This window comes from Pseudoalteromonas sp. M8, assembly GCF_018141365.1.
GTDB lineage: Bacteria > Pseudomonadota > Gammaproteobacteria > Enterobacterales > Alteromonadaceae > Pseudoalteromonas.
Map to the genome: position 1 here is coordinate 4,248,319 of NZ_CP047240.1, position 17,017 is coordinate 4,265,335.

Here is a 17,017-nt window from a genome sequence, read left to right on the forward strand (position 1 = left end):
GGAAACATGCAAAAACTCATTTTTACATTACTGCTGTCATTGTGCCTGTCGTTTATGGTGTCTGGATGGGTTACGTACATCAATTTGGGATTAGTGGCGGACTTTACCACGCGATGGGCGCATGCCTTTGCCAATGCTTGGCCGGCCTCATTCATCGCCGCCTATGTTTTATCAGCCCCAGTTACCGCCGTTACTAAACGCATTATGGAGAAATATCATGGCCAACAGCCACAATAACGTCAACTTTATCGCCCATATCACGCCTAAAACCGAGCACTATCAAGATTGTATTAACGCAATCCAAGAGATCTTGCCAGCCACTCGAGCAGAGGTCGGATGTTTACGCTTTGAACTTTATGAAAGTGAAAACCGCACCCAGCTTACCTTAGTCGAACGCTTTGTCGACCATGCCGCGTTTGATTTTCATCACCAGCAAGCCTACACCAAACAGGTATTTACACTGTATCAAGGATGGCTGGCAAAAGCGGTTGATATTATTGCCATCAAACCGCTTTAATTTGCACTTTTAACAAGTTAAGCGCTTCTTCACAAGCAATGATAGAAGCGTTTTAAAGCGCTACGTTAGCGAGGCACTTTGCAGCACAGTGGAGTTATTGAAAAAGCCGTTGCGTTATCGAACAAGTTCGGATGTAATTGCTGAACAAATATACACCACCACAGTCACTAAGGAACGTAAATGGCTACTGGAAGTCAGGGAATAAAATCACACTTTTTGCACACATCTACTATTTCCTTGTTAGCCGTGACCCTGTGGCTTTGTAACACACTCAGCACCAACCTAAACTACGGCTACCTGATGATATTTTTTGCAACTTTCCCTATTGCCTACTTCCTAAAATTAGACCATTTTCTAGCCACCTTTTTATCATGGTTATTGATTCTCTTAGCGGATAAATTCCTCAGTATCCATATGCTGCTGCCGCAAAAAGCTTATGATGGATTAATATTTATAGTCTTAAACGCATTAATATTGAGCGCACCTGTGCTCATTCTAAAAGTATCTATGTGTGTATTTCCGCGCCTCCGCCCTATATTCCACAAACAAAATCCTAAAAACCACCACACAAAATAATTGTATTTGGCGTATCGAGAGTGAAGTATAGCTATGTCTGACAGTGGGTCTACCGTCATTTCTTTAAGGTATATAAGTTTTATATAAAAGCGCTTAAAATTTATACATATAACCTTAATACTCTCATTGATATTGGTAAAAGTGGTATGAGGGAGTATGACCAACAACACTAGTGCAGTTGCTCCTTGGCTAGGCTATACAACACAAGAATATAAACTGGTGCAACGATTGTTAAATGCAAAGAAAGGGAACGTTTTAGGCTTCGAAATTTTGGATGATGTTCAGGAGCAGTCCGACAAAAGAACTGTTCTTGAGCAAGATAAAATTAGCATAGCTCGTAGGATAGCGCTCTGCCACTATTCACACTTCTATATTGGCTACTTGTCAGCTATCAAAATTAGCTGACAAGTAAAGCTAATCTCACTGAACGGTGGCTAAAACGCCCCCTTTTGCCAAAGCACTTGCCCTTGTTCGCCAATCACCTGTATCCGATGCGCTTCTGTCACCGATGGCCACTCCAACCTTTTCAGCTGCTGGGCTATCACTTCATCTGGGACGACTCGTGCTCTTGCTCGGTTATTTTGCCGAAGTTGTACTTCACCTTGTTGAAATACAACTAACGTCACGAGCGCACCGTAGTCACACCCTAAATCGCAAAGTATCTTACGAAAATCTTTTCGCAGGTTTGTCGCATCCCACACAACATTTTCCTTTGCTGCTAATGCTTTTTTCAGCTTTTGTTTGGCGGCTTGTAGAACCTGACCACGGTTTTTTTGACTCGTGGAACGACCATTAATCTCGCCTCTTAGTTCATCCAAAGAGACCAGTGTAAATCCTTGAAGATGCTTTGCTATCCAACTGGATTTACCGCTCCCACTAGCTCCACACATGATATAAAAATGACCATAGTGCTTTGCCTGTTGGTAAAATTTGATAGGAGCTTCTTCAGGAACTGTGATTTCGCCAAAAGCCATTTGCCTAACTGTATAAGCAGCAATGAAGCACTGTTCTTCAACAGTTGGGTATCGCGATATATTAGCAAGTAGTGATTCAGCCGGATCTGCAATCGACCAAAGCTTATATTCTTGAGCAAACATTTTAAACAAGCTCAGCAGTTCAATTTGCATATCCTGATCTGGGCAGATACGACCTCGCATATCTGCAACTTCGAGCCAGTAGAGCATCTCGAGATCAGCATTTAGCGCTAAATTAAGATATTCACTGAAGCCTTTGTTTTTAACTACCAATAATTTGGGCATTTGATGAAAACCGACTAATGCCAAAATCGTTTGAATAGTCTGCATTGGCAACGGTAAGTCAACGAGTCTACTTGCTAGGTAACTCATCCCGATCGCCTCATGCCGCGGTGCAACAATCCGCCGTTGACCATCAATCTCCTTCGCTCTGGTCACGACAGGCTTGGCAATATCATGCAACAGCGCAGAGAGTATCAGCACCTGCCTTCGCTCCCCCTTTATATGAGAGGCAGAACTCTGCAGCAATGCATAAAGTGCTTCCAATACCATATTGGTATGAATGGCAACATTACCTTCCTCATGCCAAATAGTATCTTGTGGTGTTGCTTCAAGTTCGTGCAACAGGGGAAAGGTTTCCCCCAACATGGTTAAGCACTCTGTAAAATCAGGCTGATGTTGCTCTGCAAGCAAAGGCAACCAATCCGCTACTTTTTTCTTCGCTAACATACAGTGTTACTCCTCCATGAGTTTGTTTGGTGTAATAACGCTATGCATCCAATGCTTATCCGACACAATATGATCTGAGCGCACCCATTTGGCAACACAATTAGCAAACTCATCATAATGGAAGGCATCAGCCACTCTGACCACATAGCCTTCTTGTAAGTTTGTATCTACAACAATACTTTTGATGGTTTTTTCGCACCATGCCCCACGATAGAGCACCTTTGGATTATGCAGACCAAGCTCATTAAAAATAGCTTGGCTATCATCCCAACTTAAACACTCGTTACTCGCGTTCCACACAGAAAAAGCGAGGAAGTAGCTAGGCAACTTCTGATAATGAATGGCGTGCTTTGCATACAAGTTTTCACCACAGATACGCCATCCTTTTGGAATCTTTAGACCTATTTGAGCCTGTAGTGCTTTTACCCAAGAGCGAGATGGATGATAACGACTGTCGAGTGATCGTGCATGCATATAATCAGCATACAAAGTGGTATTTTCACCATCCATTTTCTCGGTCACGACTACTTGTTTGTTTTTAAAGTGCTCCGTGTTGGCACACCTTACATCATCACTTGTGATCCCTTTTGACCACACCAAGTGCGGAGTTCGAGGATATTTAATTCTCATCTTAGTTGCTCCATTTTTAAAATTAAAAAGCCAAGTTGGTACTTGGCCGCAAAATCAGCAATTAATCGCAACAAAACGACTTATTGTGTTCTCAATTGCTTGTTCCCGATGGAATTACATTGCTCTATCCTCTTCCCTACAATCTTATTAACACCCCAAATGGGCTGGGTTAAACCACTAAAATACTCGCGACACTGTCTTGTAATAGCGTCACTAGCTCGTCATCCATAAATTGATATTCGTCAGGAATATCCAATACTTGAACATTTTTATAGCGCAATAGATTGGCGTATTGTGCACGCAGCCGCGATTTATGTTTTTCTTCCATGACTAAAATAGTATCGGCCCACTCAATATCACTCGCATTTACGCTGCGACGTGCTCTTGGGCTTGTGCCTGCCGATCTCACGCTAATACCCGGATGATTTTTCCAGATACGCTCAGCGGTTGGACTGCGCCATTGGTTGCGACTACAGATGAATAACACATTAGTTGTCATGCAGAGCTCCTATATTAAACGGCACCCTTGGGCTGAACTGGTTTCCTTTAAAAGTATTTTTAGGATTACCGCGTTGTAGCGCCTGATGTTGCTGCCACCTTGCTTTATCACGAGCCATTTCCTCAGCATCTGCCTGCGCGGCCAATTTCTGTAGCAATAACGCCTTTGCAACGCGCTTATTGGCGTGCTGACTACGCTCACTCTCCACTCGCACACTCAATCCTGATGCTATATGCGTCGCTCGTACCGCTGAGTCTGTGGTATTAACATGCTGCCCACCAGCTCCTGACGCGCGACAAGTTTGATAGCGAATATCGGATGCCATTGTGACTTCATCTATCTCGGCCATGCTTCCGCTAAAGAACCAATTTTTCCGTTTATGTTTGGCACGAAATGGGCTCTGGCACACCCACAACTGCGGGCCATGCCAATACTCGGCAAGCGCTTTTGCGTCACTCGAAAGCTGTAGCAATACGGATTTCATGCAGCCTTTGTGTTCATGCATTTCTTGCGCTAACACAGTACATTCTGCGCCTATTGCTTTAGCTTGTTTATCGACTAAGTTGAGCGCCAATGCAACGGCTTTCCCGCACTCTGCTGGGCCTTGACCGGCTGAAAGTTGCAACAAGATCATGACGAACAACTCCCGTTGGTTTTAAATGTCAGCACCGGACGCAATATGGCGATCACTTCTATCAATCCAGCGTCAACCAAATCACTGACAATGGTTTCACACTTTTTATAAGCCTGCGGCGCTTCATCGTACAGCAACTCCTTATTGCCACAGATCACACGACTCCCCAATGCTGTGCGATAAAGGTCTTCGCGTTTATATTTGTGACTCAAGCGGCTTTGGCAGTCACCTCGCTTCCACTTTCGACCAGCACCATGAGCCAAAGAATATAAACTGGCAGTTAACGCAGGCGCATTGTTTACAGGTTGAACCAAATAGCTATAGTCTCCTCGTGAGCCGGGGATCACGACTGCACCTTTGTCACTTGGGGTCGCACCTTTACGGTGCAGCCAACCTGCGCGGCCATCAATAACTTTTGGACACACGAGGTTGTGATTAACATCTAGCGTACATTCGCCATCGCTACGAATGGCTGCGAGAAATCTTTTTGCAATCAAAAAGCGGTTTAACTCAGCCCAGCGCACCGCTTCATCATGGCGTGCCAAATAGCGTGCGCTTTCACTCTCCGAGCCCGCATCAGCCACTAAGCCATCATGATTAAAACGCGCAATATGGTCGACTAAAATGGCTTGCCCAAGCCCACGCGAGCCGGAGTGAACCAGCAGCTGTAAATACTTTTTATCAAGGCCAAGCGCAGTAAACGCGGCTTCATTGTAAACACGTTCCACCGCTTGAAACTCGGCGAAATGATTACCGCCGCCAATCGTACCCAGTGCACTTTCAAATAATCCAGCTGAAATATCACGATGTGTCATTTCAGCTTGAATCGTCTCTTGCCAACTGGCATCGAGCGGTTGCTCGATATCTTCTAGCCGTTTAGCAAACTTATCCAAATTAACTTTGGCAACCTTTGTGGTGGTCTGCCACAGCGCCATACCACAGCCAATATCGTTTCCGACTAACGCGGGATACAGCCGGTCTAGGCTAAAAAATGCCGCGCCGATTGGATAACCACGCCCCGGGTGCAAGTCAGGCATACCAGCAACGCGATGCATACTGGCTAGTTCAGCGGTTTTTGTAAGTTGTTGGATCGCAGCGCCTTCAATCCAAGTGTCTTGAGATGCAAATAGACACACGCGATCAGAAATTTGTTGGACGGATCTGCCCATAGTTACCAATACCTTTCAATGAGGTTTAAAAATAATTGTGTATTGGCAGGTCTAGAATGGCTTAGTTATAGCAATCAAATGTTAGGTTACATAGGCAACATAGAATCGCTAAATACAGCTTTCGCAAGCTAGGAAATATTTATTCGCGCTCGCGAATTACAGAGAAAGACCTGCAAAGGATAAAGTTGTTTGTGTCATGTTTTTTCTCCTCTACAGTGAATGAATGGTTAGAATCGCGGCAAGTGTAAACAGTTTGGGAACACAATGCAACCTTGGATTGCCTGTGCGCTGAATGATAAGAATTGCAACTTGTGATATTAACCTAAACAATGCAAGGATAGCAGCTAGATATTCAGCAACAAGCACTTAATCACTTACTCCTGCGACTATTATCGATTAAGGAAAACAAATATGACGCAATTCTATTTTGGAGATTGGTACAACGAGGACACTCCAACTCGCCTCGACACCTTAAAACAAGCTTTGTCTCAACAAGATAAGGCAAAGGTAGAAACCTTATCGGAAGCCCTGTTTGAAAGTTATTTGGATGTCACCGCAGCACTCACGAAAGCACAAGTCATTCAGTATGCCGACTTGATGGGTGATGAGTTAAGTGCGGTAGAGCTCGATATTTGTATGGGAGAATTAGTTGATCATCACCACCCAGGTGATATCGAAACGGCCTGTCTTCATTGCCTCGAACTTGGCATTGATTTTCCATTCGCCGACTACTTTTTGATGGAAATGACGGCGAATCGCTCAGAGTTCGACATTGAGTTTTTTGAGCGCACCGTAGCCCCTTCTTTTGTGGAGCTGCGCAAAGCAGGCAAAATGTCTGTCACAGACTACTTTGCACTGATGTGCGAAATTATTTGTCGCCTTGATAAGTGTGAATATGGCGCGAATTGTTTAGAAAAGTTACTTAAAGACCCAGAACTCGATTTAAGTCAGCTAACCGAAAACGACTATACTGCGTGTTTAGATACCTGCCACTACGGCTACTTTCTCAAACCTGAACTGTTTCGCTTATTTGTGAAGAAAGCGAATGGTCGTCAAGTAACTGAATCCACAACAGAATGGCAAGAATCGGGGGAGTATTTTCTTATCACCTATCAATTTAAGTCCATTTTCGGTGAAGCCAATGCATATTGTGGCGGTTGGGAAGAATATAAAGACAGTTTTACCGATGCCTTTATCGAACTAAAGCGCAGTAACTTAGTTACTCAAGTAGAACAACAAGTTATCGATTGCTTAGAAAGAGATGGTCACCATGATCTTGCCCAAGCTTTTATCACTGCGTAGTCAAGCTAGCTAAATAGAAGTACTTAAAGCAATGGAAGGTGCGCACACTTTCCATTGCGAAATAGCAAAGCTTAGAAGCTTAGCATTTTTTTAACATGACAAACTTGAGGTAATACATTTTTTTGCACCTCAAATTGTACTCTGTCGCCTTCAGAGATTGTCGCTGCGATGTTCGTTACTCTTTCAAGAATAGTAGGATCGCTGTAGCTTACAGTGCCATTCATTACGCAGCGGAACTTACGTCCATTAGAGTCTTGAGCATTTACAGTTAAATGGTTTTCGCTCACATTCATAGAGAAAGTGCCTGCTTGGCTGTGGTTTAACACAACATCAGCAGTTTGGATGATCACACTACCATAATCTACTTCTGTGATTTTTACTTCAGCAGCAGAAGCCGACCCTGCAGATACACCTAACGCTAAAACGGTTGCACCAAAAACTTTGTTCAATACTTTCATTGTATATTATTCCTTTATACATTTATTAAGTTCATTTATTAGAAAAGCCCTTGAAATCTAAGGCATTGCAAACCTAACACATAACAAATTTAAATAAAACAAAACAAGTTTAAATATTTTTTAACACGTCGCGTAGTTAGTTTAAGATTCAATTTGAACAAGCACACGCAGACACCGTTACCACATTAATAGCCTGGGACGCAGTATTCCTCGTTGCCGGGCGCGATACACTAGTTTTAGTGTCGAGAAATACGTAAACACCAACAGCTACCTTATTTTAGAAGCGCTTTTGATACGAATAATGAACAATTTAGTGCAATGCTAAGCCGAAACTGTCATAACCATGGTGAGCAGATAACTGTGGATGTCAGTGCTGCTCCTCTGTTGATACTCAGTGAATATGTTACCAAATACAGACAAAGACTGGCTGATATAAGTTGGTTTATGCGGGTACTCAACGAGGATATTGCCCGTAGAGCAAATAAAGAGGATGAGTGTACAGGCCGGTTCTGGGAAGGACGATTTAAATCTCAGCCCTTGCTGGACGAAGCAGCATTAGCTGCTTGTATGACATACGTTGACTTAAACCCTATTCGAGCTAAATTAGCCCCAACACCTGAAACCTCTGACTTTACCAGTATCAAAAAGCGTATCGACCATGCAAGGCAAGGGAAACAACCAAAAAGCCTATTACGGTTTGCAGGAAGCCCCCGAAAACATATGCCAAAAGGGCTGCCTTTTGAACTCAAGTTTTATATAGAATTAGTTGAGCTTACCGGTCAATGTATTCGCACCGACAAAAGCGGTGCCATCTTTGAGTCTCAACCTATTCTGTCTCGACTAAACATCGAACCTGATAACTGGATGAAGCTCACTACACAATTTTCTCGGGTTTTCCACGGCGCGGTGGGTCGAGAGCAAGTACTCACAGCTTATTGTGGAACCCTTAAAAAACGACGGCGCACAAATCTAGCAAATTGTGAACGCTTGCTAGCTTAACCAAATAACACCTTTAGCGATAACCCCTCAAGCTGTGCAAATTACAGCGCCCTTGTCGTGCGTGATACACTAGTTTTAGTGTCGAAAAATGAGCAAACACCAACAACTACCTTATTTTAGAAGCGCTTTTGATACGAATAATGAACAACCTTGTACAAAGCTAAGTCGAAACTGCCATAACCATGGTAAGCAAATAGTAGTGGCTGTCAGTATTGTTTGCTGGACAGAAATCATTTTCGTTTTTCGGTTAAGCCAATGCAAATCGTATTAGGTTGTGTATGGATAGTGCAGCTTTGATGACAAATAATTATGGGTGTCTTTATAACCCCCTTTAAAGAGGATTCATCAAGAATTTGTCTCGATGGTGCGGTGGAAAATATGGCCCTATTCAGGCGCTTTGTAATGAATATGCTCAAGCAGTGTGAATGCGGCTTACCGAGTCAACGCAGCAAATTGAAAACAGCTGGCTGGAACGACAAATTTAGGGCACAGGTGTTCTTTGGCTTATAAGTAATCAAAGTATGCTCCGCCCCTGACATAGAAGCCACCCCACCGATTTCATCGATCTCTGTAAACAAACAAAATGTTGTTTATAAAGATCATGCTGATTTCAGAAAAGTAAGCCTTAGCAATGCTGTTGAAGCAAAACAGTTTGTAGCTTGGTTGCTTACCATGTAACTCGTAAATAAGCATACTCGTTGAACAGTTACGTGTCCTATAGATATTAGTCAAAAGACGCCAAACGCGCCTTTGTTTGTAAACATAAGATAATTAAGTAAACTCACTTTTTAGTTTTAAGTTTTTTATCAGTTGAATATCAACCCAATATTGTTTTCCTTCATAAACACGTTTGCCGCTTCCATTCACATGCCAATCACCTCGATTAAAGAAAAAATATTTTCCATCAGGTGATAATTGAGGGGAGCTTTCCTGTTTTTCTGTATTAATTGCTGTCCCCATATTTATAACCTTCGACCAAGTACCATCTTGCTCTTTAAAACTAATATAGAGATCAGATTGGCCAAAACCCTCTGCTCGTTGCACACTCCAAATCAAATATGACTCATCAGGCGCTATCATAGAACCAGCAATATACTCTCCTTGATTCATATCGTCTCTTAGCTTTATCGGCTCTTCATACTGCCCGTTGATAAGTCGAGAGTAATACAAAGCGCCAACAACACCTCGCTTTTTATATCCGGTAAAGTAATAAGTGCCACTTGCAGAAACCGATCGTCCATGAGCCATATGTTCTATGAACGCGCCTGGGCTTTTAGGCTCAGACCAACCACCCCCTTCGCGCTCTCGATACATTTTACCGATAAACATTTTGTTACCATCATAAGAAAACTGCGGCCAATGTAGATCTGTTTCTGACGCCTTTCCCCACTGATTATTTTCTTTATGGATAACAAAGAAACCTCGCTTTTTGTCTTCGCCTATCGCTTTGGTGAAGTAAAAAGACTGCATATCTGGCGTGAATGTACCGCTTTCAAACTCCCCGTTTGGTGAAACTATTTTAGGCTCAAAGATCTTCGGCACTAAACCCGGTGGCTGCTCACCAAAATACATACTTTCTTTTACATTGGTTTTATCTTCAGCATGATTCATAGAGCAACCGCTGAGATTTAAAAATAATAGGGTGAGTAAAGCTAAATTCGACTTCATGGTTTGTCCTTAATGGTGATTTAAGAACCACTGACATTAGCAGTTCAAATACAAAAAACCTGACGTCTTGATGAATTGTGCCTGATTGTTACTCATACTGTCTTTTTAAGTGCGTAGTACCACAAACTTACGATTTAAATAAATAGAAAAATATCTAGTAAGAAATTGTATTTAATAAATAAGTTTTCTGCTTTGGCTTTTAGAATGCAAACTTCAGAAACCCATAAGGGGAAATGAGTTATGAGATTTTTAAGACGGATTAATTTGAACCGTTATAAAAAAGGCGCTGAATGCGCCTTTAGTATCTTGATTTTGAGGGCATATAAGCCTGTAGAAGTTGAACAAGTAAACCAAAGACACCCACCACTAATTTGTGCCTTTTTTAAAAGTCGTCTACGCTCTAATTCTGCACTCAAAGGATTGAGGAAAACAAAGGATGGCTACTGCCCGTAAAAATCAAATCAGCTTAACCGACACCAAATACTACCACTGTATCTCCCGTTGCGTGAGGCGCGCGTTTTTATGCGGTGAAGATAAATTGACCGGAAAATCCTATGAACATCGCCGTGACTGGGTTGAAGAAAAGCTCCTGATGTTGGCAGCTGCCTTCTGTATTGACGTCTGTGCTTATGCGGTGATGAGTAACCACACTCACCTTGTTCTGCACGTTGATGATAAAAAGGCCAAGCGCTTATCAGATAAAGCCGTTGTAATACGCTGGCACAAGCTGTTTAAAGGTAATTGGGTAACTTGGAAGTTTATCGAGGAAGAGCCTCTAAGCGAGTCGGAGCAGTTGATACTCAGTGAATATACTTCCAAATACAGACAAAGACTGGCTGATATTAGTTGGTTTATGCGGGTACTCAACGAGGATATTGCCCGTAGAGCAAATAAAGAGGATGAGTGTACAGGCCGGTTCTGGGAAGGACGATTTAAATCTCAGCCCTTGTTGGACGAAGCAGCATTAACCGCTTGTATGGCATACGTTGACTTAAACCCTATTCGAGCTAAATTAGCCCCAACACTTGAAACCTCTGACTTTACCAGTATCAAAAAGCGTATCGACCATGCAAGGCAAGGGAAACAACCAAAAAGCCTATTACGGTTTGCAGGAAGCCCCCGAAAACATATGCCAAAAGGGCTGCCTTTTGAACTCAAGTTTTATATAGAATTAGTTGAGCTTACCGGTCAATGTATTCGCACCGACAAAAGCGGTGCCATCTTTGAGTCTCAACCTATTCTGTCTCGACTAAACATCGAACCTGATAACTGGATGAAGCTCACTACACAATTTTCTCGGGTTTTCCACGGCGCGGTGGGTCGAGAACAAGTACTCACAGCTTATTGTGGAACCCTTAAAAAACGACGGCGCACAAATCTAGCAAATTGTGCACGTTTGCTGGCTTAACCAAATAACGCCTTTAGCGATACCCCCTCAAGCTGTGCAAATTACAGCGCCCTTGTCGTGCGTGATACACTAGTTTTAGTGTCGAAAAATGAGCAAACACCAACAACTACCTTATTTTAGAAGCGCTTTTGATACACATAATGAACAATCTTGTATAATTCTAAGTCGAAACTGCCATAACCATGGTAAGCAAATAATCGTGGGTGTCAGTGCTGCTGCCCCTCAGTGCTGCTGCCCCCTTGTCGTGCGTGATACACTAGTTTTAGTGTCGAAAAATGAGCAAACACCAACAACTACCTTATTTTAGAAGCGCTTTTGATACACATAATGAACAATCTTGTATAATTCTAAGTCGAAACTGCCATAACCATCGTGAGTAAATAATCGTGGGTGTCAGTGCTGCTGCCCCTTTGATGTTTTGCAATACAACGAATACATGCCACAGCGATACGACGGCGTTGATATTCTCCTATAGTTTCACAACATTTATTAAAAAATAATTTACAAAAAAGTAACTCATGTATTTTTTGATCTGAGACAATGGAATGCTTGCGTGGGTTGCGAACCAAGTGACTGTATATCACGCTGTATCTAATTGATTTTCAGATTTATTCATTAAATTAATTAGTTACCTAACAAATTTCTTGTCTCTTTTCGACCAATCGATCCTACTTGGTTCTGCAACATTTGGTTGCATCGAGCCTTGATTAAATTGCATCAGCATATTTTACCTTACGCATAATTATCTTTTATATAGAAACCACAAACCAAGAATATTTACACTGTTAACATTTTCGATATATATTATAGATTAGTAAATCTAAGACTTAAGATTTTAAGGAGAATTATGACCAAATTGATGTCTGATTGGCACGAAGAAGGCCAAAGAAAGTCAGAAAGACAGTGGGACGAGAGCTTGCAAGTTCTGGGGGTAGAACAAGTTAGACTTTTGGTGATAAATGCAAAACCGAAATCTCTCATAGAGATTCCTAATCCCACAACACTGATTAACCCAGAAACAAAGCTCACAACAACATTCAAACCGACTGTTGAATATGCAACGAAGTGGATTAGTCGCGAAATAGATAAAGAGGCTAAAAATAAAGAAAAAGAGCTTCAAACCACATTAAAAATTCAAAAAACAGCTTTACGCATTTCAGCCTTAGGAGCTCTAGCAACTATAGCAAATGTGATTCGACTATTCTTTCAGTAACATAAGGAAATTAAATTATGATCTTACCTTTAATAGAGGCTTCCGTAGCAATTGGTGGAAGGCCAACGAAACCAATATCTTCATTAGATTATGTCACCGGGTATACTCAAATATCTAATGAAGTTTTACCTGGAAACCTTTTTATCGCTTTAGAAGGAAAAAAATTTGATGGTCACGACTTTTTATCCGAAGCTAAAAAGAATGGCGCTATTGGCGCAGTTGTGGAAAGGGAAGTGAAACATGTAGATATTCCTCAGTTTGTAGTCCCTTCGACTGTCGATGCTATGGGCCAGCTTGGCAAAATATGGCGGGGAAGGTTAAATATCCCTCTAATAGCAGTTACTGGAAGTGTAGGTAAAACAAGTACTAAGGATATGATCGCACACATATTATCAAGTGAATTTAACACACATAAAGGCCGTAAAAACTTTAATAACCAACTTGGCGTTCCGATTGAGTTAAGCAAGCTAAATAGAAGTCATGAATGTTCTGTTGTTGAGCTAGGAATGAGAGGAAAAAACCAAATAAATTATCTTTCAAAAATTACTAGACCGACCATTGGTGTCATCACTAACATTGGAATGTCTCATATTGAACATTTAGGTTCTATTGAAGAAATAGCAAAAGCAAAAATAGAAATATTAGAGGGTATAGATGCTGACGGTCTCTTAATATTAAATGCCGATGATAAGTATTTCGAAAAATTTAAAAAGCTTACAAAGTGTAAAATATTATCCTTTGGGGAATCTGAAGGCTCAGACTTTAGAATATCTGATATTCACTTGACCTCTAAAGGAAACCCTGTGTTTCGTATTAATGGTGTTCCTATATCAATAATGGGAAGCATTGGAAAGCATCACGCTTACAACGCAGGAGCTGCTTTTGCTGTTGCATCAGCTTTAGGAATTAGACAAGAAGTGATTGCTGATCGACTCTCTTCTTATTCAACTCCAGAAAGACGAGGTGTGTTTTCTAGAGCACTATGTGGAGCAGTTTTACTAGATAACACATATAATGCAGCACCAGACTCAATCAAAGCCTCTTTATACACTTTGGCTGATGTCAGAGCAAAAGGGGCTAGAACAATGGCTGTTATTGGGGATATGCTGGAATTAGGAAAATTCAGCGAGGAAGCTCACAGACATATAGGTGAAGTTATTTCTGAAATTGGTATAGATGTTTTAATTACCATTGGCGAGCATGCTAGATTCATTGGAGAAACAGCCCAGCTAAAACATTGGAAGCACTTTGAAAATGCCAACTTGGCTGCTAATTTCTTGCTCTCTGAGGTTTCAGGCGATGATGTGATTATGGTACAAGCATCAAGAGATATGTCACTAGATATAATCGTTGATTCTCTAGAAAAAGGAAGTATTGATCTCTTTAGTTAATGAAAAACTCTCAAATAAGTAAATTAGTATGGGTATAATAAATTACATTATAAAAATCGCAAAGCCGGCTACTATCAACTTTGCGATCATTTAAGTATGTATACTTTTATTACTTAGTATGAAACTTTATTCCTAAGTTACAACATGAGGCGCTTGCGCGCCTTTTCTTATTCTACCGTTACACTCTTTGCGAGATTTCTCGGTTGGTCAACATCGGTGCCTTTGATTACGGCTACATAATATGAAAGTAGCTGTAGTGGGATGGTGTAAACCACTGGGGCGATGATGTTTTCTACGTGGTTGACGTTCATTACTCGCATGGTGTCGTCTGAGGCAAAGTTTGAGTCTTTGTCCGCGAATACATAGATGATACCGCCGCGTGCGCGCACTTCTTCAACGTTTGATTTAAGCTTTTCAAGCAGTTCGTTGTTTGGTGCAACGACGATAATTGGCATATCTGCGTCGATAAGCGCGAGCGGGCCGTGTTTTAGCTCGCCTGCCGCATAAGCTTCGGCGTGGATGTAGGAGATTTCTTTAAGCTTAAGTGCACCTTCCATTGCGATTGGGTATTGTGAACCACGGCCTAGGAATAGCGAGTGATGTTTGTCGGCAAATTCTTCTGCAAGAAGCTCGATGCCATCGGCCATCGTTAGCGTTTCTTCAAGCTTGGTTGGCAGAGTTTTAATGGCGTTGACGATTGCACTTTGGTCACGGCCTTTTTCCTGCGCGATCGATGCCGTTAGCATCAATAAGCCAACTAATTGAGTCGTAAATGCTTTGGTTGATGCGACACCAATTTCAGCGCCTGCTTTGGTCATAAAGGCAAGATCTGACTCACGTACTAGCGATGAGCCAGGTACGTTACAGATGGTCATCGACGCCATATAGCCTTGCTCTTTGGCAAGACGCAGTGCCGCGAGCGTGTCTGCGGTTTCGCCCGATTGTGAAATGGTTACCAGTAGGCTGTTTTCGTGAACGAATGAGTCGCGGTAGCGAAATTCTGAGGCGATTTCAACGTTACAGCTTACGCCTGCAAATTGCTCCAGCCAGTAGCGTGCCACCATGCCTGAGTGGTAAGACGTACCACATGCGATGATCTGTACGTGTTTTACATCTTTAAAAATTTCGTTCGCTTTATCGCCAAATGCATCGATACTAACGCGATCGTTATCTAAACGGCCTTCAAGTGTGTTACGTACGGCCATTGGCTGCTCGTAGATTTCTTTTAGCATGTAGTGGCGGTATTCGCCTTTGCCCGACACATCTTGCGTGATGTTAGACTCAACCACTTCGCGCTCTACAGAATTGCCGTTAATGTCGAAGATTTCTACCGTTTCACGAGTAATGCGTGCTACATCGCCTTCTTCTAGGAAGATAAAGCTGCGGGTTACAGGTAATAGCGCAAGCTGATCAGAGGCAATAAAGTTTTCACCAAGGCCAAGGCCAATAACCAATGGGCTGCCTGAACGTGCCACGATGATTTCATCTTGATTGGCTTTATCAAATAATACCGTACCGTATGCACCTTCAAGCTGTTTTACCGCTGCTTGCACGGCAGCGAGTAATGTAGTGTGTTGCTGTCTGAGTTGATGGATCAGGTGCACCATCACTTCGGTGTCGGTGTCAGATAAAAACTCGTAACCGTCTTCTTTTAATGCCGCGCGCAAACCTTCGTGGTTTTCAATAATACCGTTGTGTACCAGCGCAATTTCGCTGTTAGAAATATGCGGGTGCGCGTTAGCTTCTGTTACGCCGCCGTGTGTTGCCCAGCGCGTGTGCGCGATACCGGTAGTACCTTTTACTTCGGCATTTTCAAGGGCTGACTCTAGGTTCACCACTTTACCTACGGCTTTCACGCTGTTGAGTGCGCCGCCTTCGCAAAGAGCGACACCTGCAGAGTCATAACCACGGTATTCAAGGCGTTTTAGGCCTTCGATAAGAATTTTGTTTACTGGACGCTCAGCAACAGCGCCTACGATTCCACACATAATCTCTCCATTATTTGCACGTTGTGTGTAGTTCAGCACAGATAAGTTGTATACCACGCGCTTCGATCGCTTGGCGGAGGTCATCGGCCAAGTTGTTGTCGGTGATCAAAGTGGTGATCTGTGCCCAAGGTATTTCTAAATTTGGAATTTTACGGCCAATCTTGTCGGATTCGACCATCACAATCACTTCACGGGCTGACTTTGCCATCACACGGCTCAGCCCAATTAATTCGTTGAATGTGGTTGTGCCGCGCTCTACATCAATGCCATCGGCACCAATAAAAAGCTGATCAAAGTCATAGGATTGCAGTACTTGCTCTGCTACTTGCCCTTGAAAGGATTCTGAGTGCGGATCCCATGTCCCGCCGGTCATCAATAAGGTTGGCTCATTCTCCAGTGATAACAATCGATTAGCGATATTCATCGCATTGGTCATCACGACTAAGCCGCGCTTTTGTGCAAGCTCCGGAATTAGGGTTTCAGTGGTTCTGCCGCTATCGATAATGATGCGATTGTGATCTTTAATCAGCTCGGCGGCCGCTTTGGCAATGGCCGTTTTACGTACCGAGTCTTGCTCGTCTTTACCTGATGCGGTGATCTCCTTAGGAAGAGCTATCGCACCGCCATAGCGGCGTAGTAACAGGCCGCTTTTTTCTAGTGCCGTTAAATCCTTACGAATCGTAACTTCTGACGTTTCAAACTCAGCGGCGAGTGATTCTACGCTTACTTCACCGTATTCATTCACCCATGAAAGAATGGTATGTCTGCGCTGTTGAGTGTTTCGTTTAGTCATCAAATAAGTTTCGTTTCGAAATTTAAGGCGATTATAGTCGAAACTTCAAAACCTAAACAAGTTAAATTT

17 protein-coding genes and 2 pseudogenes are annotated in these 17,017 nt (G+C 42.5%); 10 read left to right on the forward strand and 9 right to left on the reverse strand.

The features are described from left to right. Positions 1-6 precede the first annotated feature (6 nt). From GSF13_RS23850 to GSF13_RS23865, 4 genes are all read left to right on the forward strand, one after another. On the forward strand, positions 7-237 hold the full coding sequence (locus GSF13_RS23850) for a DUF2798 domain-containing protein (RefSeq protein ID WP_010606951.1): 231 nt from the start codon (positions 7-9) through the stop codon (positions 235-237). Next, positions 218-517 carry an antibiotic biosynthesis monooxygenase gene (locus tag GSF13_RS23855; RefSeq protein ID WP_206473505.1) on the forward strand — a complete coding sequence of 100 codons (300 nt, stop codon included), beginning with the start codon at positions 218-220 and terminating at the stop codon, positions 515-517. Before GSF13_RS23850 ends, GSF13_RS23855 begins: the two co-directional genes overlap by 20 nt. A gap of 180 nt (positions 518-697) precedes the next feature. After that, the gene (locus GSF13_RS23860; RefSeq protein ID WP_130165171.1) at positions 698-1,093 is read left to right on the forward strand and encodes a hypothetical protein; all 396 of its coding nucleotides are present in this window, start codon (positions 698-700) and stop codon (positions 1,091-1,093) included. Positions 1,094-1,249: 156 nt separating this feature from the next. Further along, a complete protein-coding gene (locus GSF13_RS23865; RefSeq protein WP_130165172.1) occupies positions 1,250-1,498 on the forward strand; it encodes a hypothetical protein in 249 nt (82 codons plus the stop codon). 29 nt (positions 1,499-1,527) lie between these two features. Here the strand turns inward: GSF13_RS23865 and GSF13_RS23870 are convergent, their stop codons facing one another. The 5 genes from GSF13_RS23870 to GSF13_RS23890 all read right to left on the reverse strand — a co-directional run bounded on the left by GSF13_RS23870 (position 1,528) and on the right by GSF13_RS23890 (position 5,728). Then, positions 1,528-2,796 (reverse strand): AAA family ATPase, encoded by a 1,269-nt coding sequence (locus GSF13_RS23870; RefSeq protein WP_174170194.1) that lies wholly within the window; start codon positions 2,794-2,796, stop codon positions 1,528-1,530. Positions 2,797-2,802: 6 nt separating this feature from the next. Then, complete coding sequence (locus tag GSF13_RS23875; protein WP_174170193.1) at positions 2,803-3,426, reverse strand: RNA ligase family protein; 624 nt, start codon at positions 3,424-3,426, stop codon at positions 2,803-2,805. Positions 3,427-3,595: 169 nt separating this feature from the next. Beyond that, positions 3,596-3,925: a phosphotyrosine protein phosphatase gene (locus GSF13_RS23880; RefSeq protein WP_174170192.1), complete on the reverse strand. Its 330-nt coding sequence runs from the start codon at positions 3,923-3,925 to the stop codon at positions 3,596-3,598. Next, positions 3,915-4,559: a peptide chain release factor H gene (gene prfH, locus GSF13_RS23885; RefSeq protein ID WP_174170191.1), complete on the reverse strand. Its 645-nt coding sequence runs from the start codon at positions 4,557-4,559 to the stop codon at positions 3,915-3,917. The genes GSF13_RS23880 and prfH overlap by 11 nt, the downstream gene beginning before the upstream one ends. Beyond that, entirely contained in the window at positions 4,556-5,728 is a 1,173-nt protein-coding gene (locus GSF13_RS23890; RefSeq protein ID WP_206473507.1) for an RNA ligase RtcB family protein, read from the reverse strand. The genes prfH and GSF13_RS23890 overlap by 4 nt, the downstream gene beginning before the upstream one ends. Before the next feature lie 411 nt (positions 5,729-6,139). Between GSF13_RS23890 and GSF13_RS23895 the strand changes: the two genes are divergently transcribed. Continuing rightward, positions 6,140-7,030 (forward strand): hypothetical protein, encoded by an 891-nt coding sequence (locus GSF13_RS23895; protein ID WP_206473508.1) that lies wholly within the window; start codon positions 6,140-6,142, stop codon positions 7,028-7,030. Positions 7,031-7,101: 71 nt separating this feature from the next. On the opposite strand, the gene GSF13_RS23900 is transcribed toward GSF13_RS23895, so the two are convergent. Continuing rightward, complete coding sequence (locus GSF13_RS23900) at positions 7,102-7,488, reverse strand: hypothetical protein (RefSeq protein WP_010606954.1); 387 nt, start codon at positions 7,486-7,488, stop codon at positions 7,102-7,104. Positions 7,489-7,896: 408 nt separating this feature from the next. Between GSF13_RS23900 and GSF13_RS23905 the strand changes: the two are divergent. Then, positions 7,897-8,487, forward strand: a pseudogene (locus tag GSF13_RS23905) (transposase); the annotation flags it as partial. Positions 8,488-8,817: 330 nt separating this feature from the next. Then, positions 8,818-8,997: pseudogene (locus GSF13_RS23910) on the forward strand (ISAs1 family transposase); the annotation flags it as partial. 261 nt (positions 8,998-9,258) lie between these two features. On the opposite strand, the gene GSF13_RS23915 reads toward GSF13_RS23910, so the two are convergent. Next, a complete protein-coding gene (locus GSF13_RS23915; RefSeq protein WP_010606956.1) occupies positions 9,259-10,155 on the reverse strand; it encodes a PD40 domain-containing protein in 897 nt (298 codons plus the stop codon). 436 nt (positions 10,156-10,591) lie between these two features. On the opposite strand from GSF13_RS23915, the gene GSF13_RS23920 reads away from it, so the two are divergent. The 3 genes from GSF13_RS23920 to murF all read left to right on the forward strand — a co-directional run bounded on the left by GSF13_RS23920 (position 10,592) and on the right by murF (position 14,167). Next, positions 10,592-11,563 (forward strand): transposase, encoded by a 972-nt coding sequence (locus GSF13_RS23920; RefSeq protein ID WP_211867324.1) that lies wholly within the window; start codon positions 10,592-10,594, stop codon positions 11,561-11,563. A gap of 847 nt (positions 11,564-12,410) precedes the next feature. Then, positions 12,411-12,776: a hypothetical protein gene (locus GSF13_RS23925; protein WP_206473512.1), complete on the forward strand. Its 366-nt coding sequence runs from the start codon at positions 12,411-12,413 to the stop codon at positions 12,774-12,776. Positions 12,777-12,793: 17 nt separating this feature from the next. Next, positions 12,794-14,167 (forward strand): UDP-N-acetylmuramoyl-tripeptide--D-alanyl-D-alanine ligase, encoded by a 1,374-nt coding sequence (murF, locus tag GSF13_RS23930; protein ID WP_206473515.1) that lies wholly within the window; start codon positions 12,794-12,796, stop codon positions 14,165-14,167. A gap of 167 nt (positions 14,168-14,334) precedes the next feature. Here the strand turns inward: murF and glmS are convergent, their stop codons facing one another. Both glmS and GSF13_RS23940 read right to left on the reverse strand, forming a co-directional pair. Beyond that, positions 14,335-16,155: a glutamine--fructose-6-phosphate transaminase (isomerizing) gene (gene glmS, locus GSF13_RS23935; protein WP_010606960.1), complete on the reverse strand. Its 1,821-nt coding sequence runs from the start codon at positions 16,153-16,155 to the stop codon at positions 14,335-14,337. Positions 16,156-16,165: 10 nt separating this feature from the next. Further along, a complete protein-coding gene (locus GSF13_RS23940; protein WP_010377680.1) occupies positions 16,166-16,948 on the reverse strand; it encodes a DeoR family transcriptional regulator in 783 nt (260 codons plus the stop codon). Positions 16,949-17,017 lie beyond the last annotated feature (69 nt).